We start from the raw sequence: 23,320 nt of genomic DNA on the forward strand, positions 1-23,320 counted from the left end.
GTTAACGACCTGGCAAAACCTCTCTGACGCCGCGACCTGGTTGTCTATCGTCGACGTGTGATCCTTGGAGACTCCGGAATGTTCCTCCCTCAGCCTCAGCGTTCCGTCGTGGCGATCCCTCCGCCGGGAGACGGTCCCGGTTTCTGGGCCGGCGCGCCGAGCGCCGTCGTCACGCCCGACGGGACGATCTACCTGGCCTACCGGCTGCGCCGCCCGATCGGCGAGGGCCGCGGCTACGCGATCCAGATCGCCCGGTCCGACGACGGCGAGCGCTTCGAGCCCGTGCTGACGATCACCAAGGACCAGATGCGGACCGAGTCGCTGGAGCGCCCGACGCTCGTGCTGACCCCGTCGGGCGTCTGGCGGCTCTACCTGAGCTGCGCCACCTACGGCACCAAGCACTGGCGGGTGGAGCTCCTGGAGGCCGCCCGCCCCGAGGACCTCGACCCGGCGACCGCCCACGTGGTGCTCCCCGGCGACCTCAAGACGGGCGTCAAGGACCCGGTGATCGTCCACCACGGCGGCCAGTGGCACCTGTGGGCGTCCTGCCACCCGCTGGAGATCGCCGAAGAGGCCGACCAGATGGTCACCGACTACGCCACCAGCCCCGACGGCCGCGACTGGACCTGGCACGGCACCGCCCTCGACCGCCGCCCCGGTGCCTGGGACTCCCGCGGCGTCCGCATCTCGGCGGTCCGCTTCACCGACGACGGCGTCCTGGCCTACTACGACGGCCGGGCCAGCGCGGCGGAGAACTACGAGGAGCGCACCGGCGTCGCGACCGGCCCCGACCCGTCGACCCTGACGGCGGTCGGCGTCCACCCGCACGCCGAGTCACCCCACGGCGGCCTCCGCTACCTCGACATCGTCGACCTGCCGGGCGGCGGCCGGCGCATCTACTACGAGTGGACCCGCCCCGACGGCGCCCACGACCTCCGCACGGAGCTGATCTAGCGAGCACCCGCGCCATCCGGCGCGGGTCTTCCTCGCTTCCGTCACGGCTCCGCCGCCCGCCCCGGCCGGGCGCCGCATCCGGCGCCCGGCACCGCCGGCTATCTGGGGCGGCCGTTCCTGGCCTGGCCCTGGCCGTCGGGACGGTGGCCGACCTGGCCGCCCGAGCGGTCGCGAGGCCCCACCCAGTCGGAGAAGTCCTCCCCCGTCACCTCTTCCAGCAGCTTGATGTCCTCGTAGAAGTACGGGATGAGCTCCTGGCGCTGCTCCCACGTCAGGGGCCGCCGGGCCTTGCCCTCGCGCTGGAGGACCCGGGCCAGCGGCGCGGTCAGCACCTGGCCCCCGAGCCGGTCGCCGACCCGCACCACCTGCGACAGCACCTGGTGGAGCACCGTCTCGTGGGGGTGGACGGTCACGTTCTCCCGGGGGACCTCGGAGATCAGCCCGGTGCGCACGCCGAGATGCCCGCAGATGCGGTCGAGCGTCTCCTGGGGCCGGTCGAGCAGGTCCCGGTAGCGGAAGACGAGCACCTGCTCCTCGGTGAACAGGTCGTACAGGTCACGCAGTTGCTCGCCGTACCTCCCCAGGCCCACGTAGTGCCAGAACGGCGCCCATCCGGCCCTGATCCGCTCGGGCTCGCGGGCGCACGCCTCCACGACGTCGCCCACCGGCTCCAGCCCCGCCGACCACAGGTGCGTCCAGTTGGAGTGGGCCCGCTCCACGGGATCGCGGAGCACCACGATCAGCCGCGCCTCCGGGATCAGCGCCTGGATGCGCCGCTGGGCGTCGCGGTCGTACAGGTAGAACGGGGTCGACTCGCCGTTCAGGTATCCGGGCCGGAACAGGGCCTCGTAGTCGGAGCGGCGCCACACGTGCTCGCGGTAGGTCTCCGCGTCGCCGGGCCCGCCCTTGTCCGGCGGCGGGCCGTCGGACAGGAAGAACTTGGGCTCCTTCACCTCGGACATCCACAGGTCCGGATGGGCGGTGAGGGCGGCGTGCAGGGCGGTCGTGGCGGCTTTCGGGGCCCCCATGACCAGGAAACCGGGCAGAGTCACGATAATCCTCCACTTTTCCTACAAATTTAGTATGGAATCGATCCTCCTTCAACGTCCCGGCCCTTCCCACGGTACGGACCGCACACCGCCGGTTGGCAACCAGATCTCCGCCAAGGTATTCACAATAAGTAATCAAGCGATTACTCTTGGTAGTAACAGCAGGTCAAAAGCCTGCCTGGTACGTAAGGAGTGAGATCATGGATCTCGTCAAGCCCGCCGCAGTCGTCGCAGCGACCGTGTTCTGCCTGGCCCTCCCGGCCGACGCGAACACCGCCTCCGCCCGCGCCGCCGCCCCCGCGGTCACCGCGGCCCCCTCCACCGTCCACGCCGGCCAGACCGTCCGGCTCCGCACCAGGACGTGCCCGACCCGGCCCGCCTACGCCTACTCGCCGGCCTGGGGCCGCAGCGTCACGCTGCTGCCCGACGGGGTCCGGGCGACCGGCACGGCCACCGTCTGGTCGGGCACGAAGCCGGGCACCTACTCGATCTCCGTCGCCTGCCAGGGGCAGTCCCGTCCGACGGCGTCCGGTTACCTGACGGTCGTGGCCGCCGGGACCTCGGTGAAGTACCGGGTCCAGCACGTCCGCAAGGGCAGCCGCCTCAACGTCCGGTCGGGGCCGGGCCTCGGCCATCGGGTGGTCGCCAAGCTGAATTGGAAGGCGACCGTCCAGGGGTCCCCCGTCCGGGACAGGGGCTGGGTCAAGGTCACCACCAAGAGCGGCAAGACCGGCTGGTCGTACGGCTACTACCTGCGCCGCGCCTGATCGCTCACCAGATCGCGGGCCCGTTCGGGCACGTCCCCGGCCGAACGGGCCCGCCCCCCGCAGGTCAGCGCGGCCAGCGCCGTGGTGATCGGCACCGCCGCGATCAGCCCGAGAGTGCCCACGACGCTCCGCACGAGCTCCTGCGCGACCACCGGCCCGGTCAGCACCTCACCCAGGGGCTCGTTCCCGATGCTGATGAGCAGCAGCAGGGGAAGCGACGCGCCGGCGTACGCGAGCACGATCGTGTTGATGACCGAGGCGATGTGCGCCCGCCCGACCCGGGTCGCGGCCCGGTAGAGCTGCCGGGACGTGTACCCGGGGTTGGCGTGGGCGAGTTCGGCGACCGTGGCCGACTGGGTGACCGTGACGTCGTCGAGGACGCCCAGCGAGCCGATGATGATGCCGGCCAGCAGCAGGCCCTGGGTGTTGATCTGGTAGTTCGTGCCGAGCAGCCAGCTGCTGTCGTCGCTCACGCCGGTCAGGTGGGCCTGCTCGATGGCCAGCAGCGAGAGCAGGCCCGTGAGGCCGAGGCTGACCAGGGTGCCGATCACGGCCACCGAGGTCGGCACGGAGACGCCGTGGGTGACGTACAGGACGACCAGCATGATCGCCGCCGCGCCCACGACGGCGACCAGCAACGGCGGCCGCCCTTCGAGGACGGCCGGGAGCACGAACGTGAGCAGCAGCCCGAACGTGATCGCGAGCCCGGCCAGCGCGGTCACCCCCCGCCACCGCCCGAAGGCGATCACCGCGAGCGCGAACGCCCCCGCCAGCAGCCAGAGCGACGACGAGCGGTCGTGGTCGGAGACGGCGTAGGTGCCGTCCTGGAGGTCCAGGACGATCACCCTGTCGCCCTGGGCGAACGTCGCCGACCCGGGAGCGGTCGGCAGCAGCGCGCGGACCGAGTGGTAGCGCGAGATCTCGACGGTCGCCGTCTCCTGGGCGATCGAGGTGATCGTGCCGGTCAGCTCGGGAAGCGCGGGCTCCTGCGCCTTCCTGACGTCGCCCGGCCACAGGACCACGAGCGCGACCAGCGTCGCCACCGCCAGCGGCACGATGACGGCCAGCACGGCCCAGACGGTTCTGCGGTCGGCGGGCGCGACCGGCCCGTGCGAGTGCCCCATGGCCGGGAAGGGTAGTGGCTCAGACCGACATGATGGCGACCCCCAGGCACATCTCGTCGGCGGTCCCCTCGCCCCAGACGACGTAGCGGGGCTGCTCCTTCTCGAACTGCGGCAGCATCGACCGGAGCGCGGCGTCGTGGGTGCACGTCACCCGCACCACGTCGCCCCGCGCGACCTTCACGGGTTCGGCGAGCGGGACGAGGGCCTGGTTGTCGAAGTTGTACTCGGGGACGTCCAGGAGCGTCCGGGCGTCCGGCTCGCCGGGGTTCAGCTCCAGTTTGATCGCCCGGCCGAGCAGGTGCATGTGCCCGGTCACCGCGTGCAGCGTGCCCGCCTCCCGCACGGGGATGTCGCAGTGCTGCGTCGGTCCCGGCTCGGCCGGACCGCACATCTGCGCGAGCCCGTCCGGCGTCTGCCGCGACTCCGGCCCGAACCGGCGGCCGATGTCCTCGACCGCGGCCGCCCGGTCACAGAGCGGCCCCTTCTCTTGTGCCGTGCACGGCAGCTCGACCGACCCGGGGAAGAGGGCGGTGCCGAGCGGTTCGAGCTGCTTGTCGCTCACCCGCAGCCGGATCGCCGACTGGTCGGGCCCCTCCCCCGCCCGGGTGTTGTAGTGGACCTGCATGACGAGCTGGCTGCCCCGCGGGATCGGGTGGCCGTACTTCGGGTCGAGCAGGGTCTCGGTGGTGCCCGGCGCCCAGTGGGACACCCATCCGGCCTCCCGGACCCCGGCGTCGGCGAAACAGGTCCAGCCCTGGCCGGGGGCCGCCGCGTCCATCCTCCTGGCCTCGGCGACCTGCTCGGGCGACAGCCGGAAGAAGATGGCGTGATGGACGACGGCGGTGTTCAACGGCTGGAACTGCGCCCCCGTCAGGAACCCGCTGCCCTGCGCGCCGGGGTCGATGAGGAAGCACCGGTAGTCGTCCTTCCCGCCGTTGGGTCCCTTGGGGGTGTACGGCTCCGGCATCGTCAACGTGACGAACCGCTCGCCCTCACGTAACGGCAGCGGCTTCTCCTCCGCGGCCGGGTGACCGTGCTTGGGAGTGGCGGCGGGCGGCGCCGCCGCCTCCTGAGTGCCACAGGCCGCCAGCGCGCCGAGCAGGACGAGCGCGGCCGTCGTTCCCCAGAGTCGATTCATGCCTTCCACGCTGACGTACGCGGCGCCGCGCGGGCGTCCTCCTTCCGGATGGTCCGCTATGTCGACCCACGTATGACGGCTCTCCGGCCGCATGCGGAGAAGCGGGTGGTCTCGGGCTGGCCACCTCACTTGAGCAGTCCAGCGGACAGCGCCTTCAGCTGGGGGAACTCCCCCATCCCGCTGATGCTCCCGTTGTGGACGGGCGGTCGGCATCCCTCCATCACCATGACCCCGACCCCGGGGCCGTCGGCGTACCGGAACTGCAACCGCTAGGTCTTCCCATCGGTCTCTCTCGTGCAGCCGCCCGACCCGGGTTGACGCGGGATGCCGTTCAGGGCCGCGGCCAGAGCGGCGGCCACGTCGCGGCCGTGGTCGCGCTTGGAGCCGGGGCCGCAGACCAGCACCCCGACGGGCCGCCCGGGGACCATGGCGCCCTCCTGACCGCGCCGGCCGAGAGACCTCACGCAGGGGTCCTCGTGCTCAGGAGTGGTCCACGTCCCCTCCGTGTACGCGGCGGCGACCGCCTCACCCACGTAGGCGGGCGTGTCGCGGGCCATCCGCGCCGTCACCTCGGCCGGCAGTTCCCGCTGCCCGGCCAGTCTCTCGCCGCCGGGGTCCCGGGATGGGCGCAGACGAGGGCGCCGACCGGCGCGCCGGGGACCAGCGTCTCCGACGCCCCTTCGACGGCGGTCTCCTCCGGCGCGGCCCCGACCAGGTCGGCGGGCACGGAGGCGCCGCGGTGACGGGGGCTGGCGTGCAGGCCGTGCTCAGGAGAATCACCGGTAACAGCGGGGAAAGCCTCATGGCCTCATGGACGCGCGCCACCGCCGGAGGGTTCACCACCTTGGGAGGCGGCCCGTGGCCGTGCGATGATGTCCGCGCCATGACACCTGCCACGCCAGCCTCGACGCCCTTCCGGGCGGTCCGGGCCGCCGTCTTCTCGGCGGTCTCGGTGTTGCTGAGCGTCGGCGCGCACGCCTACGCCGGGGGCATGACGTCCACGACGGCGGTGCTGGTGGCGCTGGGCCTGTCGTTCCTCGCCGGGTTCGCCCTGGCGGGGCGCGAGCGGCCGGGGCGGGTGATCCTGCCCGCCCTGGCGGCGGGGCAGGCCGCGCTCCACCTGATGTTCTCCTACGCCCACGCCGTCGACCCCATGATGGCCGGCCACCACCACACGACCACGCTGCTGCCCAGCCTGAGCATGCTGCTCACCCACGCCTGGGCGGTCGGGCTCACCGCCCTGTGGCTGTCGCGGGGCGAGGCGCTCCTGTGGGGGCTGCTGCGCCGTGTCGGCGTGCGGCTCCTCCTGTTGCTTCGGGTGGCGATCGAGCCCGCCCACCCGCGCCCTTCGCGGCCCGCCGACCGGGTCGTCATCCCGGGCTCGGCGCTGCTGCGACACGAGATCAGCCGCCGGGGGCCTCCCGGCACCGTCAGTTCCGCCACCGCCTGACCTCCGGTCAGCGCGGCTCTCTGACGTTGCCGTTTCCCCGAAGGGTTCTTCTCTCATGTCTTCGCGCCTCGCGCTGTCCCTGCTCGCCCTCGCCACCGCCGCCGCGATCTCCTCGTGCGGCTCGGCGGAGACCCCGACCGCCGCCGCTCCGGTCGCCGCCGCACCGGCCACCCCCGCACCCGCCACGCCCGCCGCACCCGCCCTGTCGATCACCGACCCCTGGGTGAAGACGGCCAAGAAGGGCATGACCGCCGCCTTCGGCACGCTGGTCAACAACTCCGGGGCCGACGTCACCGTCGTCTCGGGGACGTCCCCGCTGTCGCCGATGATCGAGCTCCACGAGGTCGTCGACAAGGACGGCAAGATGGTCATGCAGCCCAAGCAGGGCGGCTTCGTCATCCCGGCGGGCGGCTCCCACGAGCTCAAGCCCGGCGGCGACCACATCATGATCATGGACGCCAAGGAGGCCGTCGAGCCGGGCGCCGAGATCCCGTTCACCCTCACCTTCGCCGACGGCGGGACCTTCGAGTTCACCGCGATCGGCAAGGACTTCGCCGGCGCGAAGGAGGACTACCAGCCGGGGATGGACATGGAGGACGAGTCCCACAATGGCTGAGCTGACCCGCCGGGGACTTCTCGCCGGCGGCGTCGTGGCGGGGGTGGCCGCACTCACCCCCGCCGCGTCGGCCCAGCAGGCCCGCGCCGCCGAGACCGTCGTCCCCTTCCACGGCCCCAGGCAGGCCGGCGTCGCGACCGAGCCGCAGGCCCACGCCGTCTTCGTCGCCTTCGACCTGCGCGAGGGCGTCGACCGCGACGCCCTCGGCCGGATGATGCGGCTGCTCACCGACGACGCCAGGCGGCTCACCCAGGGCCGCCCGGCGCTCGCCGACACCGAGCCCGAACTGGCGGCGTCACCGGCGCGGCTGACCGTGACCTTCGGTTTCGGTCCGGGCCTGTACGCCCACGCCGACGCGAAGTCCCCGGTCAAGCCCCTGCCCCGCTTCTCCGTCGACAAGCTGGAGAAGAGGTGGACCGGCGGAGACCTGCTGGTCCAGATCTGCGCCGACGACCCCCTGACCGTCACCCACGCCCTGCGGATGATCGTCAAGGACGCCCGCTCGTTCGCCACGGTCCGGTGGACCCAGCGGGGCTTCCGCCGCGCCGCCGGCACCCAGCCCGGCGGGCAGACCCAGCGCAACGTCATGGGCCAGCTGGACGGCACCGCCAACCCGAGGCCAGGAACCCCGGAGTTCGACCTGGCGGTCTGGCGGCCGGACGGCACCACGCAGCTGGTCGTCCGCCGCATCAAGGCGGAACTGGAGACCTGGGACGCCGCCGACGTCGTGGCCAGGGAGTTCACCATCGGCCGCCGCCTGGCGACCGGCGCTCCCCTGACCGGCGTGAAGGAGCACGACGCCCCCGACTTCGCGGCGACCGAGGCCCACGGCTTCCCGGTGATCTCGGAGTACGCCCACATCCGCCGCGCCCACGTCGGCGACCCGTCGCTCCGCATCCTGCGGCGCGTCTACAACTACGACGAGGACGTCACCGCGCAGGGCCACGCCGACTCGGGCCTGGTGTTCGCCTCCTACCAGGCCGACATCGAGCGCCAGTTCGTCCCGATCCAGAGACAGCTCGCCGAGGCCGACCTGCTCAACGAGTGGATCACCCCGATCGGATCGGCGGTCTTCGCCATCCCGAGGGGCTGCGACGAGAAGGGCTGGATCGGCCAGGAGGTGCTGTCGTGAGAGCGGTCGCGGCCCTCGCCGCCCTGCTCGCCGTCCTCGTGGCCGCAAGCGCGCCCGCACAGGCGCACGACCAGCTCAAGGGCAGCGATCCGGCGAAGGACGCGACCGTCGGGTCGCTCGACTCGATCACGCTGACCTTCTCGGCCGGGGTCCGGTTCCCCGCGATGGTCCTGCACGACGCGGCGGGCGCCGCGATCCCGCTGACCGAACCGGAGGTCCAGGGCAAGGACCTGGTCGCCGGCGTGGTCTCACCGCCCGCGCCGGGGAGGTACGTGATCGGCTGGCGGGTGGTCTCCTCGGACGGCCACCCGATCGAGGGCGAGATCCCTTTCACCCTGGCGGGTTCGGCCACGGCCGTGAGCCCAGGAACGGCGGCCGTACCGACGGCCGGCGCCCCGGCGGAACGTCCGGCCGGCCCCGTGCCGGTCTCCGCGCCTGAGGAGGATTCCGGCGGCGGCCTCCTGTGGGCAGGTGGCGCGTTGGTCGTCCTGCTGGGACTGGGACTGTTCCTGGTCCGAGGCCGTCGTACCGGCAGATGACATGAATACGGCCCCCGCCTCAGGCGGGGGCCGTACACATAAAGGGTTCTAGAGGGCCGCCACCGGCTCCTCCTTGGCGAGCTCCTCGGGACCGCCCCGGAGCGGGACCTCCTTGATGAAGGCCGCCAGGATCGGCACGACGACCGCGAACACGACCGCCCACAGGAACACGCCGGAGATCGCACCCGCCAGCGACTCCAGGAAGCCGAGCTTGACCGGCCCTTCGAGCTTGGCCAGGGCCGCCGGGCTCATCTGGCCGCCCTTGGCGACCATCTCGGCGGAGGCCGCGCCGAACTTCTCGCGCAGGCTGTCGGCCAGGTGGTTGTTGAACACCGCGCCGAACAGGGCCACGCCGAAGGAGCCGCCGATCGACCGGAAGAAGGTCGAGGCGCTGGAGGCCACGCCCAGGTCCTTCTGCTCCACGCTGTTCTGCGCGATCAGCATGGTGGTCTGCATCAGGAAGCCCATGCCGAGGCCGAGGACGGCGATGAACACGCCGGTCTGCCAGAGCGGGGTCTCGACGTTCATCAGGGTCAGCAACGCCATGCCGACGGCCATGACGACACCGCCGATGACCGGGAACGCCTTGTACTTGCCGGTCGCGGTGATGCGCTTGCCGACGTACAGGGAGACGACCATCGACGCCGCCATCATCGGCAGCAGGAGCAGGCCGGAGTTGGTCGCGGTCGCGCCCTGCACGAGCTGCTGGAACAGCGGCAGGAACGAGATCGCGCCGAACATCGCGAAGCCGAGCAGGAAGCCGACGCCCGAGATCAGGTTGAAGTTGCGGTCCTTGAACACGTGCAGGGGCATGATCGGCTCGGGGGCGCGCCGCTCGACCGGGATGAAGGCCGCGAACGACACGACGGCCAGCACGCCCAGGCCGATGATCTGCCACGATCCCCACGGGTAGCCGTGACTCTGGCCGCCCCACGAGGTGATCAGGACCAAAGCGGTGATCCCGACCGTCAGGATGATCGCGCCGAACCAATCGATGCGGTGCTCGGTGCGCTTCTTGGGCAGGTCGAGCTTGAGCCAGAGCCAGACCAGGGAGACGCCGCCGAGCGGCAGGTTCACGTAGAAGGCCCAGCGCCAGTCGAGGTGGTCGGTGATGAAGCCGCCGGCGAGGGGGCCGGCGATCATCGCGAGGGACATGATCGCGGCCATGATGCCCTGGTACTGACCGCGCTCGCGCGGGGGGACCAGGTCGCCGATGATGGCCATCACGCCGACGATGAGGCCGCCGGCGCCGAGGCCCTGGATGGCGCGGAAGGCGATCAGCTCGGTCATGCCGTTGTCGACGCCGCCGAGGAACTCCGAGCCGGACATGCCGCACAGGGCCGATCCGACCAGGAAGATCACGATCGAGGTGAGGAAGACGGTCTTGCGGCCGTAGAGGTCGCCGAGCTTGCCCCAGATGGGGGTGGACACCGTCGTGCCCAGGATGTAGGCCGTGGTGACCCAGGTGAAGTATTCGAGACCGTTGAGTTCGCCGACGATGCGGGGCATCGCGGTGCCGACGATCATGTTGTCGAGGAAGGCGAGCATCATCGCCAGGAGCAACCCTGGGAGGATGATCATGACCTCTCTGGACCGCGCCGGACGTGGAGCGGCGGCGGTTTCCGACATTGCGGGGCCCCCTTGTTAACCCATGCACTTACTTGCCGACCGGCAAGTGGCCGGAGTTAAGGTAAGGTCCGTACAAGCCGCCCGTCAAGTTGAATTAAAAGGACGACCAGAAGCCATGAGCGAACGTGCGTTCGCCCCCCGGGAGACCCGGGACACCCGCGCGCGCATCCAGGAGATCGCGCTCGAACTGTTCACCGAGCAGGGCTACGAGGCGACCTCGCTCCGCGAGATCGCCGAGGCGCTGGGGGTGACCAAGGCGGCCCTCTACTACCACTTCAAGACCAAGGAAGACATCGTCGCGGGCATGATGATCGACCGCATCGCGACGCTCGACGTGATCATCGAGGAGCTCCGGGCCCACGACACGGTCACCCCCGAGGTCCGCCGCGCCGCCATCGTCCGCTACGCCGAGGGCGCCTACGAGGCCCGCGCCGTCACCCGCTTCATGGAGCGCAACCCGACCGCGATGAAGCACCACCCTGTGATGCTGCGGATGCGCGAGAAGGTCGTCGAGCTCAGCGAGCTCCTGATCGACCACGACCAGCCGCTGACGCTCCGGCTCAAACACGGCCTGGCCCTGTTCGCCATCCACGCGGTCGGGTTCATGCTCCCCGACCCGAAGATCGACGAGAACGAGAAATACGAGGCGTCGCTGAAGGTCGCCCTGGAATTGATCGAGGCGACCGGGAGCTGACCGGCCCGGACACCGCACGCTTTTCGACAAGGACGCCCGGTTGGCCTTTGCCAGGTCGTACAGCTCGGCCCTCGACTCGTCCCGGCAGCGAGGGCGGTGCGCTGGAGGAAGCGCCTGAACGGCCTCGACGACTCCGAACTCATCGGATTCTGGCGAAGTGGTGAGGCCGCGGACGCGGTCCCGCATCTCCCGACGTTGTGCAGGAGCCGTGATGTGAGGGCTCGCCCAGGGGGAGAGTGCCCCTTCCTGCCGCGAGGGAGGCAGGGGCGTTCCGTGGCTCCGGTGAACCTCGGCGGGTGGCCGCCCTCCCATGTCCGGCATGGTGCCCGGCTCGCCCCGAAACGGATCGACTACTCCCAGCAGTGACTTGATCACTACATGAATGGAAGAGTAGGCATGATCAAAACCGCTGTCGCCCCTGCCATCGTTGCCGCCGGACTGGGCCTGGCCGCACCGGCACCCGCCTCTGCCGCCCAAACGGACCTCTGCTATCCCAACTACATCTGCTTCTACCCTCAAGCCAACTTCCAGGGGAAATGTCCTCCCACTACAACCCCTGGTGGGGCAAGTGCGGGCACATCCCCGGCAACGGCACCGCGCGGTCGGTCATCAACAACGACAACCAGACCTGGACCATGTACGCCGGGGAGTACGGCCGCAAAACCTGCGAAGGCCGCGATGTCGACGTCCCGCCCGGAACCAGCGACGCCGACCTCGGATTCGACGCCACGAACTGGGGCTGACGCGTTCGTCCCCCGGCCGTGACCGCTCGCATGGGGACTGGACCGCCTCGCAGATCAGGCGACCGCGGAACCTGGGGCGCGCTTCGGCGCACGGCGAGCACTCGCCCGTCGCAAGGCCGCGCCCCGCCTCCCTCGTTGGGGCGGGGCGTTTCGGCGTTCCCGGGAGACGGATTGGGCCTCCCCTCTGCCGAAAACGGGGCGTACCGTAATGAACCCGCTCCAGCGGAACGGCCTGCCGCCTCGCGTGGCAGGCCGTTCCCGTGTCGCGCACATGGAGCCACCCCGCCAGGAGGCGCCCGTGTCCGAGAACATCGTCATCACCGGCTGGCTGGCCGACAGAGCACTGATCGTCGCCGGCGTGCTGTTCGTCTGGACGTTCCTGGCCGGCGCCTGGTTCGCCCTCTGGGTGTCAAGAAGGCGGCGTATGCGCAGGCTGCAACTGGGCCCTCTGATTTCCGACGAGGACATCGCGGCTCTCGAACAACAGAAGCAATCGGCCGCCATCGGCTTGATCACCGCCGCGGTCGAAGACGCCCACGACCCCAGCGGGAACCTGGCCGAACTCACACTTCAGGACCAGATACCCCTCAGCCTGACCGAAGCGGCGGCCTACCAGCGGGCACAGAGCGACATCATCTTCCACCTGCTCGACAAGCTCGCCGCCTACGAGACAGGCGACAGGCGCGACATCTGGCAGAACGTCGCCGAGGAGGTAACGAGCTACTGGCATGAGCAGCGCCGACGTGACGAGGACACGCCCACGATCTGAAGCCGGACTGCGCGTGAGTGCATTTACCCAGGTCAGCTACATTGAGCCGTGGCAATCTGGCACGGGCCGAAGGGTATCGAGGTCGACCTCATCATCCTCGGCCAGCGGCCCCTGCTCCGCGTCACCCAGGTTCTTGGTGGCCGACGCTGGCACATCGCCAACTGCAAGAGCGTGCGCGAGGTGGCCGAGCTCGTCGACCTGGCCGACCTGGTGGAGGTCATCCCGCTGCCCGTCCGGGCCGCCTCTTAAGACCGGCCGGCAAGGGTGGCCAGGGAGAAGGGGGTCCTTGCCGCCGGCTGTGTAACAGGCGCAGTCGACGACGACCGGAGTGGCTACGTCACTGACTTCGAGAGCCACTCGGTGATCTTCCTCGCTCAGAAATGTCGGCGAGATTGGGAGCCGGCCACTAGTGCCTGCAGTGGTCGGCGGACGTGGTCGAGGCCGACGTGCTCGACGTGACCCCACAGACCATGACGGCCCCTCGCTCGGGTCCGTGCTACCAGCCGCAAAGTGACGCGGTAGCGACCTGGGGCGTCTTCGCCTGTTAGTGATCTGTGAGGGCCCCGGAACTCCTACAGCCCGGCCGGCCGCCGGTCATGACCAGTAGGTGCGGCGGCAGCTCTCACGGTTAAGTTTCGGCTTCGGTGAGGGATAGATCATCACACCATAAGTAACTCACAGTAATCAATCGACTACTATTCGTGTTGACCGTGGTGATCCAGATCATTCTTACAGCGGTCCCCAGGCCCCCTTCCCGGGGGCGTGACAGCGAAAGGAACCACTCCGCCATGACCACACGACTCTCCCTGCGCCGTCGGCTGCTGGGCCGCACCGCCGCCGCGGTCTGCCTGATCCTGCTCGCCCTGCCGCTGCCCGCCGACGCCGCAGCCGACCCGATCATCCCCGGCGACTCCTACTACCTGCACGCCCACACCAGCTACGGAACGCGCGGCACCACCTACGAGAGCTGGCTGGGCTCGGACTATGTCCTGCTCACAAACAACACCGGCGACAGCGGAGCAGCCTGGGTGTTCGACAAGGACGGCGAGAACTACCGCATCAGGCAATCGCCTGGGTACGGCGCCTGGTGCGTCCGCGGCAACGACATCAAGCTCACCGATTGGCGAACCTGCTCCACACGCTGGACACTCACCCCCGCCCCAAACGGAACCTGGCACATCGGGGTGGCCAACACCCCCTTCAAAGTCACCAACGTCATCACTGATCGCGGTTCGTGGCTGGCGATCTACACGATCGAGAACGGCTACCGCGAGTTCACCCGCTTCACCTTCACCCGCGCCATCTAACCGCCCAGCCCGCACAGCGGCGCCCCTGGGTCCTCTCCCCCTCTCCCCCTCTCTCTGGAGGCCGGGTGCTGGGGTCCGTGTCACCAGGGACAGAGTCGGGCGGTGACGCGGGCACGCCGGGGAACGTGGGTCGCAGATGACTCTGAGTAACCGTCTGCAGGCCGCTGGTCTTGGAGCGATGTGGCAAGATCGTGCGCATTTCGGGTGCAATGATCTTGGCTAACCTGGGAGTTCTCTGGGGTCGTGCGGAGCGACGGCTGAACGCATCGACGCGCGTCAACTCCATGATCAGCGCTCCTACCTGGGGTGTTAGGCTGAGGCCATGCTTTTCGGTAAGGAACACGTCGAGCGTTACCAGGCCACCGACGGCGCCGAGGGTCACGAGTGGCAGGGCACGACCGCGGCCCTGCTGACCACCACCGGCCGCCGCTCCGGCAAGCAGCACACGACTCCGCTGATCTACCAGAAGTACGGCGACGACTTCCTGCTGGTCGCGTCCAAGGGCGGCGCGGACGCCCCGCCCGAGTGGTACCTGAACCTCCAGGCCAACCCCGAGGTGGAGTTCCAGGTACTGGGCGACAAGTTCCGCGCCCGCGCCCGGACCGCCACCCCGGAGGAGAAGCCCGACATGTGGCGGGTGATGACCGCCGCCTGGCCCGACTACGACGAGTACACGAAGAAGACCGACCGGGAGATCCCCGTCGTCGTCATCGAGCGCCTCTAGCTACCAGGCGAGGGCGCCCTCCTCCCTGACGAACGCGCCCGTGGGGCCGTCGTCGCCGAGCAGGGCCATCGACACCGACACGGCCGCGCCCAGAGCGGCCGGTCGGGTCGCCGCGAAGCCGTTGAGATCGGTCGCGCAGTAGCCGGGGCAGATCGCGTTGACCTTGATCGGGGCCAGTTCCTTGGCGTAGAGCGTGGTGATCATGTTCAGGGCGGTCTTGGACGACTGGTAGGCCAGGCTGTTCATCTCGTACCACGGCGTGGCCGGGTCGGTCGTGCTCGCGATGCTGCCGACCTCGCTGGAGACCATGACGATCCGCCCGGCGGGCGACTTGCGCAGCAGCGGGACCATGGCGTTGGTGACCGCGACGACGCCGAAGACGTTGACGTCGTAGACCTCGCGCATGAGGTCGAGCGGGGTCTCCGTGGGCGGGCCGCCCTGGGCGATGCCCGCGTTGTTGACCAGGATGTCGAGCGAGCCGTGGCGCTGCCCGATGAGGGCGGCGGCGGCCTCGGCGGTCTCGGGCCTGGTCACGTCGAGTTCCACGAACTCGGCCCCGAGCCGGGCCGCGGCCTGCTCGCCCCTCAGCGGGTCACGGGCGCCGATCACGACGGTCACGCCCCGTTCGGCCAGGAGGCGGGCGGTCTCGTAGCCGATGCCCTTGTTCGCGCCGGTGATGAGTGCGGTTGTCATGGGGGCAACGATGGGCGGGCGGCGGCGCGCCCACGAGAGACCGGCGGAGGCTGGGATCGGCGGTACCACCCACTCGCCTTCCCCGCGAGGGAGGATCGGGGCATGGACAGGACCGATCTCGCCGACTTCCTCCGCACCCGCCGCGCCCGGCTGAAGCCGCGCGACGTCGGGCTGCCCGACGGCGCGCGCCGGCGGACCGAGGGGCTGCGCCGTCAGGAGGTCGCCGAGCTCGCCGGGATGTCGATCGACTACTACATCCGGCTGGAGCAGGCGCGCGGCCCCCGCCCGTCGAGGCAGGTCCTGAACGCGCTGGCCCGCGCCCTCATGCTCACCGGCGACGAGCGCGCCCACCTCTACCACCTCGCCGGGGAGACACCCCTGGCCGGGGAGTCCCCGGCCGGCGCCCTCCGGCAGGGCACCCAGGAGCTCCTGGCGACGCTGACCGACATCCCGGCCTACGTCCTGGACGCCGGGTTCGGCATCCTGGCCGCCAACCCGCTGGCCCTGCACCTGATCCCCTACCTGCGGGTCGGCGGGAACGAGATGCGCGGCATCTTCTCCGGCCCCCTCCACCGGGAGGTCTGCCGCCACGCCGAGTCGTTCGCCTCGGCGGCCGTCCGGGAGCTGCGGGCCGCGCGGGCGACCCGGCCCGAGCTGACGGGCCTGGTGGAGGAGCTGGCCGCCACGAGCCCCCTCTTCACCCGGCTCTGGGCCGCCCATGACGTGGAGATCCGCCGTGAGCTGCGCAAGCGCCTGCTTCATGAGGTCGTCGGGGAGATCGACGTACGGAGACAGATCCTCGACATCCCCGATTCGGGTCAGCGGCTGATCATGTACGTCCCGGTACCCGGCACCGGCGCGGTCGAGGCGCTCAGGACGGTCCGGGAACTGTTGGAGAGACCGGGATACGCGCGGTCAGGGTGAACCCGCCGGCGGAGGCCCCCGCCTGGAGCGTCCCGCCGACCAGCATGACCCGTTCCCGCAGCCCCGCCAGCCCGTAGCCCGACTCGCCGAAGACCCGCACGCGCGGCGGCGCGACGGCGTTGTGGATGACGACCACGAGCTGGTCGTCGGCGACGTGCACCCGCACGGTCACGGTCGCCCGGGGGGCGTGCTTGCGGGCGTTGTTCAGCCCTTCCTGGACCACCCGGTAGGCGGCGTGCTCGACGCTGCGCGACAGCCGGGTCCCCTCGACCGCGAAGTCGAGCTCCACCCGCTGCCCGGTCGTGTTGCTGTCGGCGACGAGCTGCGGAATGGCGTCGACGCCCTGGGCGGAGCTGGGCAGGTCCCCCGCGCGCAGGACGGTCAGCAGCTCGCGGAGCTCGTTGAGGGCGCGGACGCCCTGGTCCTCGATGTCCCTGGCCAGCGCCGGGTTGTCCTCCGCCTCGCTGTCCTCCTGGATCATCCCGGCCTTGAGCACCATCACGGTCACGGCGTGGGTCACGGTGTCGTGGAGCTCGGCCGCGATCCGCCTGCGCTCTCGCGCGGCGGCGTTCTCCTCCCTGATGTGGACGTCGTCCGTCAGGCGCTGGATCGCGTCGCGGTAGCCGCGCACCCAGGTGCCGAGCACGGCGGCCACGTACACCGTGGTGACCCCCCGCACCAGGCTGACGAAGGCGTTGGGGTACTCGTGCGGCTGGTAGTAGTTCCCGACCGCGAACCCCACGGCCAGCAGGCCCGCCACGGCCTGCCACCACCGCACGGTCCGGTGGGCCGTCATCGCGTAGGCGGAGATCGACACGGGCATCGCCTGGGCGGTCAGCAGGTAGCAGACCAGCCCGAACACCACCGAGGGCCCGGCCCAGCGCCGCCGCACCAGCATCGTCAGCGACGCCACCACCGCGCTCGCCACGGCCACCCATATCGGGGCCGAGACGGCGGAGTCGTTGGGGTCGACCAGCGCGGGAGGCAGCGTGTAGACCAGGAGCGTGGCCGACAGGGTGACGTCGACGACCCGGTTCCGGCGTTCCTGATCGAGGGAATCCCAGCGCTCCCGCCACCGGTCGATCGTCTCCCGCATCCCGCCAATGTCGGGGCTCCGGAGGACCCGGCAGCCCGCTGACACGCGGACTTTCCCGATCTTGTACGAACTCTCTGTCCGCCCCGCGCGGACCCGCGGCTCGTTTCGCTCTCCCGCCGCTTGGGGGCAGGATAGAGCGGTGAGCCTGATCGAGCGCCTGCCGCGGACCCCCGACCCTGATTCCCTCTTCGAGGCGTTCTCCGCGTGGAACGAGGAGCGCGGGCTCACGCTCTATCCGGCGCAGGAGGAGGCGCTGATGGAGGTGGTGACGGGGAGCAACCTGATCCTGTCCACCCCCACCGGGTCGGGCAAGTCGCTGGTCGCGGCCGGGGCCCACTTCGCCGCGCTGGCCAATAACCAGGTCTCCTTCTACACCGCGCCCATCAAGGCGCTGGTGTCGGAGAAGTTCTTCGACCTGTGCGCGATCTTCGGGACCGAGAACGTCGGCATGATGACCGGCGACGCCTCGGTCAACGCCGACGCCCCGATCATCTGCTGCACCGCCGAGATCCTCGCCCAGGTGGCGCTCGCCGAGGGCCGTGAGGCCGACGTCGGCATGGTCATCATGGACGAGTTCCACTTCTACGCCGAGCCCGACCGGGGCTGGGCGTGGCAGGTCCCGATGCTGGAGCTCCCGCAGGCCCAGTTCGTGATCATGTCAGCGACGCTCGGCGACGTCACCCGCTTCGAGAAGGACCTCACCCGCCGCACCGGCCGCCCGACGGCCGTGGTGAAACACTCCGAGCGGCCGGTGCCGCTGGTTTATTCGTACCGGATGACGCCTCTCCACGAGACGCTGGAGGAGTTCCTGTCGACCGGGCAGGCCCCCGTCTACGTCGTCCACTTCACCCAGGCCGCCGCCATGGAGCGGGCACAGGCGCTGATGAGCATCAACATGTGCAGCAAGCCCGAGAAGGAGGCCATCGCGGCCCTGATCGGCAACTTCCGCTTCACGACCAAGTTCGGCCGCGCCCTGTCCCGGCTGGTCCGCCACGGCATCGGCGTCCACCACGCGGGCATGCTGCCCAAATACCGCCGGCTGGTGGAGAAGCTCGCCCAAGCCGGGCTCCTCAAGGTCATCTGCGGCACCGACACGCTCGGCGTCGGCGTCAACGTCCCGATCCGGACCGTGCTGTTCACCGCGCTGACCAAATACGACGGCAACCGGGTCCGCCGCCTGCGCGCCCGCGAGTTCCACCAGATCGCCGGCCGGGCCGGGCGCGCGGGCTTCGACGTGATCGGCTACGTCTCCTGCCAGGCCCCCGACCACGTGATCGAGAACGAACGCGCCCTCGCCAAGATCGGCGACGACCCCAAACGGCGGCGGGGATACGCCCGCAAGAAGCCGCCGGAGGGCTTCGTCAACTGGAACGAGGAGACCTTCGAGAAGCTCCAGACCGCCGAGCCCGAGCCGCTGACCAGCCGGTTCAAGGTGTCCAACGCGATGCTGCTGGCGGTGATCAACCGTCCGGGCAACTGCTTCGAGGCGATGAAGAGCCTGCTCACCGACAACCACGAGGAGCGCAAGAACCAGCGGCGGCACATCAGCCACGCCATCGCGATCTACCGCTCCCTGCTGGCCGGCGGCATCGTCGAGACCCTGAAGGAGCCCGACGACCAGGGCCGCTACGCCCGCCTGACCGTCGACCTCCAGCAGGACTTCGCCCTCAACCAGGCGCTGTCGACCTTCGCCCTGGCGACCTTCGAGCTGCTGGCCCCCGACAGCCCCACCTACGCGCTCGACGTCGTCAGCGTGGTCGAGTCGACCCTCGACGACCCCAGGCAGATCCTGCACGCCCAGCTCAACAAGGCCCGCGGCGAGGCGGTCGCCCAGATGAAGGCCGACGGCATCGAATACGAGGAGCGCATGGAGCTCCTCCAGGAGATCACCTACCCGATGCCGCTTGAGGCCCTCCTCTTCGGCGCCTACGAGACCTACCGGCAGGGCCACCCCTGGGTCGGCGACCACACCGTCAGCCCGAAGGCGATCATCCGCGACATGTACGAGCGCGCGATGACCTTCACCGACTACATCCAGTTCTACGAGCTGTCCCGCTCCGAGGGCACGGTCCTGCGCTACCTGGCCGACGCCTACCGGGCCCTGTCCCGAACTGTGCCGGAACACATGAAGACCGACGACCTGATCGACCTCATCGAGTGGCTGGGCGAGCTGATCCGCCAGGTCGACTCCAGCCTCATCGACGAGTGGGAGAAGCTGGCCAACCCGTCCGAGGCCCTGGAGCAGCGCGACGAGCTGGAGTCGAAGCTGCGTCCGGTCACGGCCAACGCGCGCGCCTTCCGGGTGCTGGTCCGCAACGCGATGTTCCGGATGGTCGAACTGGCGGCGCTCGACCAGCAGGAGACGCTGGAGGAGATGTACCCCGACGTCGACTGGGCGGCCGGGCTCGACGCCTACTACGACGAGCACGACACGATCGGCACCGGGCCCTCGGCACGCGGCCCGGCGTTCCTGCGGATCACGGAGGAGCCGGGGGTGTGGCGGGTGCGCCAGGTCATCGAGGACCCGGCGGGCGACGGCGACTGGGGCGTCTCCGCCGACGTCGACCTGGCGGCGTCCGACGAGGAGGGCACCGCCGTGCTCCACGTGGTGGGGATCAACCGGCTCTGACTCAGCTCCCGGCCCTGGCCAGGTCGATGATCACCAGGCGGCCGTCCTGCTGGAAGCTCAGCAGGCGGTCGTCGGAGGCGGGCACCGGGATCGCGATCCCGCCCGCCTGCACCCCCTTGGCCGGCAGCGGTTTCACCCCCAGGTCGGCCACCTGCCCCGACATCAGGTCGTAGAGGCCGGCCCAGATCTCCCCCGGCCCGGCCATCGTGCTCGACGTGACGAACCGGTCGCGCGCGGGCCGCGAAACGGGCGGATCGGTCAGCTTGGTCGCCCGCAGCCCGGCCCCCGACCGCGCCGACGCCAGCCGGTCGGGCCCCACGCACAGGGTCACCCCGCACAGCGCACCCGCCCGGGTGGCCCGCCGCTCCCCCGTCTCGACGTTGACCGCCGTGGTGAACTCACGGGCCGGTGACCCCACCCACGGCCACTTCAGCACGTGCTGCCCGGTGGTCCCCGGCACCGCCTCCGGCCGCCCGCCCGCGTAGGGCACCCGCCAGACGCCGCCCGTGTCGGTCGACCACACGACGCCCTGGGCCGTCAGCTCCAGCCCGGTCACCGTCCCGGTCAGCGCGAACGCCGCGATGGCGACCGGATCTCCACCGGTGAGCGGCACCGACCAGATCTCGCCCACCCGGCCGGTGCCGTCGCGGCGCGCCGTCCACCAGGCGATGTGCCCGGCCCCGGCGGCCACACCGGAAGGGTGGACCACCGTCCGGGGCGGCAGCGGGAGATCGGCCAGCTCGGTGGTCTCCCCACTGCTCATCTTGTACGTGACCAGCGCCTCGGCCCGCTCGAATCCCTTGGCCACGGTCGCCAGCAGGGTGTCGTCGTCGAGGAGGAGCCGGGGCGTGACCGCCCGCCCGTCGGCCGACACGGCCGGGATGACGTGGACGGCCTGTGGCCAGAGGTTCTGCACGAGCGGGGGACGTTCGACGAGGGCGGCGCCGTTCAGCGTGCCGGCGAGCGCGAGCGTGGCGAGCAGGATGCGCAAGAGGTCAGCCCCCCACCGCGCCGCAGTCGGACACGAACGACCCCGTCTGGCGGCAGGTCCGCAGCGCCACGTCGGCCCCGTCGGGCGGCTTCAGGTAGTGGCGGACCACGGTCCCGGCCCCGGAGGTGTTCTCGTCGAAGCCCTGCCCGGCCCCGCCCACGCCGACGTAGGTCCGCACGGCGTGCCCGTCGGCCTCGGTGTCCCACACGTCGAGCACGCCCTGGTCGTAGACGGCCCGTCCCCCGGTCGGGGTCAGGGTCGTCACCGGGCCGCCCGCGGCCGCGCTCGCGGGCGCCGCCAGCAGGGCCGCCGTGACGACGGCGGCGACAGCGGATCTGCGACGCATGCAAGCACGATAAGTCACGAATCCATAAAGCGCCCGTCAACCGCCGGAAAGCGCGTCTTCGACCTCGGGCACCGCGAAGTCGTCGGGGTCGTCGAGCCAGCCCACTGGGAGCAGGACCTTCTGCCGTTCGCCGCTCTTGCCGCGCGGCCCGTCGGCCGCCTCGCCCGGCCACCTCTGGTCGAGGTCGAGGCCGGACAGGCGCTCGCGCAGCTCGTCGAGGCTGGAGGCCTGGGCGGTCAGCCGCCGGGTCTCCGCGCCGACCGAGAACGCCTTCAGATACCACCCGACGTGCTTGCGGAAGTCGGACACGCCGTGCTTCTCCGAGCCCATCACCTCGACCAGCAGCTCGGCGTGGCGCAGCAGCATGGTCACCACCTCGCCGAGGCGCGGCTCGGCCCGCTCGGGCGACCCGTTGAACGCGTTCTCCAGGTCCCGGAACAGCCACGGCCGGCCCAGGCACCCCCGCCCGATCACCACGCCGTCACACCCGGTCTGCGCCACCATCCGCAGGGCGTCGTCGGCGGTCCAGATGTCGCCGTTGCCGAGCACGGGCACGTGGCCGGGGACCGCCTCGCGCAGGCGGGAGACCGCGTCCCAGTCGGCGAAGCCGCCGTAGTGCTGGATGGCGGTCCGGGCGTGCAGCGCGACGGCCTGGACGCCCTCCTCGGCGGCGATCCGGCCCGCGTCGAGGTAGGTCAGGTGGTCGTCGTCGATGCCCTTGCGCATCTTGATCGTCACCGGCAGCGGCCCGGCGTTGGCCACCACGTCACGGATGATCGCCCGCAGCAGCCGTCTCTTGTACGGCACCGCCGCGCCCCCGCCCCGCCGGGTCACCTTGGGCACCGGGCAGCCGAAATTGAGGTCGATGTGGTCGGCCAGGTCCTCTTCGGCGATCATCTTCGCGGCCCGGCCCATGATCACGGGGTCGACCCCGTAGAGCTGGATGCTGCGCGGCGTCTCGGTCGGGCCGAACCGGATCATCTCGTAGGTCAGCGGGTTGCGCTCGACCAGCGCCCGGGAGGTGATCATCTCGCAGACGAACAGGCCGCCGCCCTGCTCACGGCAGAGAGTGCGGTAGGCGCGGTTGGTGATGCCCGCCATGGGGGCGAGCACCACGGGGGGCCAGACGTCGAGCGACCCGATTTTCATCCTCACATTGTCCTTCACGGGAAGAAGTGGCCGGTGCATTAGCCTGGTCGCATGCTGCTGCGGCTGCGGATCGCGCTGCCAGACCGTCCCGGCGCCCTCGGCGCCGTCACCCAGGCCCTCGGTGTCGCGGGCGCCGACATCATCCAGGTCGTCGTGCTCGACCGCGGCGACGAGCGGGCGGTCGACGACTTCACCGTCGCCTGGCCCGACGCCGCGCCCCGGGAGCACCTCGTCCGGGCGCTCGACGAGATCCCCGACATCAAGGTCGAGGGCGTCTGGGCCACCCGGGAGGCCCCGGGCACCTACCCGGAGCTGGAGATCCTCAAGTTCCTGACCACCGCCGGAGACCGCGCGCTGGCCACCCTGGTCGACGCGATGCCGGTGATGTTCAGCGCCGACTGGGCCGCCTGCGCGACCGAGCGGGCCCACGAGGTGGTCTGTTCGAGCTGGCGGGCCCCCGAGGCGGTCCGGTTCCCGGAGCCGGCCCCGTCCCGGCCGGTGGCCGCGACGCTGGAGTCGGGGGTCCACGTGATCCACGCCCCGCTGCCGCCGCTGGCCCTGACGCTGCTGCTGGCCCGGGTCGAGGGGCCGGCCTTCCACCGGACCGAGGTGACCCGGCTGGCCCGGATCCTCGACATCTTCCTGCTGCTGCCGGCGATCGAAGAAGGGGCCGAACGGGCTTTCCGTTCCACGAATTCGGCCAACTATTTGTAATAGGATTGCAGCGGAATAACAATTAGTCCCGGTTTTCACCGCCTTAACACGGCGTCGCATTGACTCGCCTCATGGCGAACAACGGAAGTGACTTCATCGCCGGGGAGATCAGGTCGCTACTGACCACCCGCAGGGCTCTGCTG

General features: G+C 70.6%; 26 protein-coding genes. 15 read left to right on the plus strand and 11 right to left on the minus strand.

The window, feature by feature from the left end; translation table 11 throughout:
* Positions 1–108: 108 nt before the first annotated feature.
* Entirely contained in the window at positions 109–954 is an 846-nt protein-coding gene (locus tag AW270_RS18665; protein WP_245674758.1) for a glycoside hydrolase family protein, read from the plus strand.
* Between the two features lie 98 nt (positions 955–1,052).
* On the opposite strand, the gene AW270_RS18670 is transcribed toward AW270_RS18665, so the two are convergent.
* Positions 1,053–2,006, minus strand: a complete 954-nt coding sequence (locus AW270_RS18670) for a sulfotransferase family protein (RefSeq protein WP_061295947.1) — start codon at positions 2,004–2,006, stop codon at positions 1,053–1,055.
* Between the two features lie 197 nt (positions 2,007–2,203).
* Here AW270_RS18670 and AW270_RS18675 point away from each other — a divergent pair, with 197 nt between their 5' ends.
* Positions 2,204–2,770 (plus strand): SH3 domain-containing protein, encoded by a 567-nt coding sequence (locus AW270_RS18675; protein ID WP_061295952.1) that lies wholly within the window; start codon positions 2,204–2,206, stop codon positions 2,768–2,770.
* On the opposite strand, the gene AW270_RS18680 is transcribed toward AW270_RS18675, so the two are convergent.
* The 4 genes from AW270_RS18680 to AW270_RS38855 form a co-directional block, all read right to left on the minus strand.
* Entirely contained in the window at positions 2,752–3,894 is a 1,143-nt protein-coding gene (locus tag AW270_RS18680) for a YibE/F family protein (RefSeq protein WP_063819248.1), read from the minus strand. The two genes, AW270_RS18675 and AW270_RS18680, sit on opposite strands and share 19 nt — an antisense overlap.
* Positions 3,895–3,913: 19 nt before the next feature.
* Positions 3,914–5,032, minus strand: a complete 1,119-nt coding sequence (locus AW270_RS18685) for a monooxygenase (protein WP_061295955.1) — start codon at positions 5,030–5,032, stop codon at positions 3,914–3,916.
* 269 nt (positions 5,033–5,301) lie between these two features.
* Positions 5,302–5,589, minus strand: a complete 288-nt coding sequence (locus AW270_RS18690; protein ID WP_157522193.1) for a hypothetical protein — start codon at positions 5,587–5,589, stop codon at positions 5,302–5,304.
* A gap of 8 nt (positions 5,590–5,597) precedes the next feature.
* Positions 5,598–5,759, minus strand: coding sequence for a hypothetical protein (locus AW270_RS38855; RefSeq protein WP_157522196.1), 162 nt, complete (start codon positions 5,757–5,759; stop codon positions 5,598–5,600).
* A 156-nt stretch (positions 5,760–5,915) separates the two neighbouring features.
* Here AW270_RS38855 and AW270_RS18695 point away from each other — a divergent pair, with 156 nt between their 5' ends.
* Genes AW270_RS18695 through AW270_RS18710 form a run of 4 tightly spaced genes read left to right on the plus strand, consistent with a single transcriptional unit; the run spans position 5,916 to position 8,769 of the window.
* The gene (locus AW270_RS18695) at positions 5,916–6,482 is read left to right on the plus strand and encodes a hypothetical protein (protein ID WP_061295961.1); all 567 of its coding nucleotides are present in this window, start codon (positions 5,916–5,918) and stop codon (positions 6,480–6,482) included.
* Between the two features lie 55 nt (positions 6,483–6,537).
* Positions 6,538–7,098 (plus strand): copper chaperone PCu(A)C, encoded by a 561-nt coding sequence (locus AW270_RS18700; RefSeq protein WP_061295964.1) that lies wholly within the window; start codon positions 6,538–6,540, stop codon positions 7,096–7,098.
* Positions 7,091–8,230: a Dyp-type peroxidase gene (locus AW270_RS18705; RefSeq protein WP_061295969.1), complete on the plus strand. Its 1,140-nt coding sequence runs from the start codon at positions 7,091–7,093 to the stop codon at positions 8,228–8,230. The genes AW270_RS18700 and AW270_RS18705 overlap by 8 nt, the downstream gene beginning before the upstream one ends.
* The gene (locus AW270_RS18710; RefSeq protein WP_061295973.1) at positions 8,227–8,769 is read left to right on the plus strand and encodes a copper resistance CopC family protein; all 543 of its coding nucleotides are present in this window, start codon (positions 8,227–8,229) and stop codon (positions 8,767–8,769) included. The genes AW270_RS18705 and AW270_RS18710 overlap by 4 nt, the downstream gene beginning before the upstream one ends.
* Positions 8,770–8,817: 48 nt before the next feature.
* Here the strand turns inward: AW270_RS18710 and AW270_RS18715 are convergent, their stop codons facing one another.
* Positions 8,818–10,350, minus strand: a complete 1,533-nt coding sequence (locus tag AW270_RS18715) for an MDR family MFS transporter (protein WP_245674759.1) — start codon at positions 10,348–10,350, stop codon at positions 8,818–8,820.
* Between the two features lie 163 nt (positions 10,351–10,513).
* On the opposite strand from AW270_RS18715, the gene AW270_RS41815 reads away from it, so the two are divergent.
* The 6 genes from AW270_RS41815 (at position 10,514) to AW270_RS18745 (ending at position 14,635) form a co-directional block, all read left to right on the plus strand.
* A complete protein-coding gene (locus AW270_RS41815) occupies positions 10,514–11,092 on the plus strand; it encodes a TetR/AcrR family transcriptional regulator (protein WP_061295978.1) in 579 nt (192 codons plus the stop codon).
* 536 nt (positions 11,093–11,628) lie between these two features.
* Entirely contained in the window at positions 11,629–11,835 is a 207-nt protein-coding gene (locus AW270_RS18725; RefSeq protein ID WP_061295980.1) for a hypothetical protein, read from the plus strand.
* A gap of 298 nt (positions 11,836–12,133) precedes the next feature.
* Positions 12,134–12,604, plus strand: a complete 471-nt coding sequence (locus AW270_RS18730; protein WP_061295982.1) for a hypothetical protein — start codon at positions 12,134–12,136, stop codon at positions 12,602–12,604.
* Between the two features lie 48 nt (positions 12,605–12,652).
* Positions 12,653–12,853, plus strand: a complete 201-nt coding sequence (locus AW270_RS18735) for a hypothetical protein (protein WP_061295983.1) — start codon at positions 12,653–12,655, stop codon at positions 12,851–12,853.
* A 539-nt stretch (positions 12,854–13,392) separates the two neighbouring features.
* Complete coding sequence (locus tag AW270_RS18740) at positions 13,393–13,911, plus strand: hypothetical protein (protein WP_061295985.1); 519 nt, start codon at positions 13,393–13,395, stop codon at positions 13,909–13,911.
* 322 nt (positions 13,912–14,233) lie between these two features.
* The gene (locus AW270_RS18745) at positions 14,234–14,635 is read left to right on the plus strand and encodes a nitroreductase family deazaflavin-dependent oxidoreductase (RefSeq protein WP_061295986.1); all 402 of its coding nucleotides are present in this window, start codon (positions 14,234–14,236) and stop codon (positions 14,633–14,635) included.
* On the opposite strand, the gene AW270_RS18750 is transcribed toward AW270_RS18745, so the two are convergent.
* Entirely contained in the window at positions 14,636–15,328 is a 693-nt protein-coding gene (locus tag AW270_RS18750) for an SDR family oxidoreductase (RefSeq protein ID WP_061295988.1), read from the minus strand.
* A 102-nt stretch (positions 15,329–15,430) separates the two neighbouring features.
* Between AW270_RS18750 and AW270_RS41820 the strand changes: the two genes are divergently transcribed.
* The gene (locus AW270_RS41820) at positions 15,431–16,252 is read left to right on the plus strand and encodes a helix-turn-helix transcriptional regulator (protein ID WP_061295990.1); all 822 of its coding nucleotides are present in this window, start codon (positions 15,431–15,433) and stop codon (positions 16,250–16,252) included.
* On the opposite strand, the gene AW270_RS18760 is transcribed toward AW270_RS41820, so the two are convergent.
* Positions 16,200–17,348: a sensor histidine kinase gene (locus AW270_RS18760; protein ID WP_061295992.1), complete on the minus strand. Its 1,149-nt coding sequence runs from the start codon at positions 17,346–17,348 to the stop codon at positions 16,200–16,202. The two genes, AW270_RS41820 and AW270_RS18760, sit on opposite strands and share 53 nt — an antisense overlap.
* Before the next feature lie 139 nt (positions 17,349–17,487).
* Between AW270_RS18760 and AW270_RS18765 the strand changes: the two genes are divergently transcribed.
* Entirely contained in the window at positions 17,488–19,977 is a 2,490-nt protein-coding gene (locus tag AW270_RS18765; RefSeq protein ID WP_061295994.1) for a DEAD/DEAH box helicase, read from the plus strand.
* Between the two features lies 1 nt (position 19,978).
* Here AW270_RS18765 and AW270_RS18770 read toward each other — a convergent pair whose 3' ends face one another.
* The 3 genes from AW270_RS18770 to dusB are packed head-to-tail and all read right to left on the minus strand — an operon-like array spanning position 19,979 to position 22,463.
* Positions 19,979–20,968, minus strand: coding sequence for a hypothetical protein (locus tag AW270_RS18770; protein WP_061295996.1), 990 nt, complete (start codon positions 20,966–20,968; stop codon positions 19,979–19,981).
* 4 nt (positions 20,969–20,972) lie between these two features.
* Positions 20,973–21,314, minus strand: coding sequence for a hypothetical protein (locus AW270_RS18775; RefSeq protein ID WP_061295998.1), 342 nt, complete (start codon positions 21,312–21,314; stop codon positions 20,973–20,975).
* Between the two features lie 36 nt (positions 21,315–21,350).
* Positions 21,351–22,463 carry a tRNA dihydrouridine synthase DusB gene (gene dusB, locus AW270_RS18780; protein ID WP_218009265.1) on the minus strand — a complete coding sequence of 371 codons (1,113 nt, stop codon included), beginning with the start codon at positions 22,461–22,463 and terminating at the stop codon, positions 21,351–21,353.
* Between the two features lie 51 nt (positions 22,464–22,514).
* Between dusB and AW270_RS18785 the strand changes: the two genes are divergently transcribed.
* Positions 22,515–23,177: an ACT domain-containing protein gene (locus tag AW270_RS18785; RefSeq protein ID WP_061296002.1), complete on the plus strand. Its 663-nt coding sequence runs from the start codon at positions 22,515–22,517 to the stop codon at positions 23,175–23,177.
* Positions 23,178–23,320: the final 143 nt, after the last annotated feature.

The sequence above is a fragment of the Herbidospora cretacea genome (assembly GCF_001570605.1).
Taxonomy (GTDB): Bacteria; Actinomycetota; Actinomycetes; order Streptosporangiales; family Streptosporangiaceae; genus Herbidospora; species Herbidospora cretacea.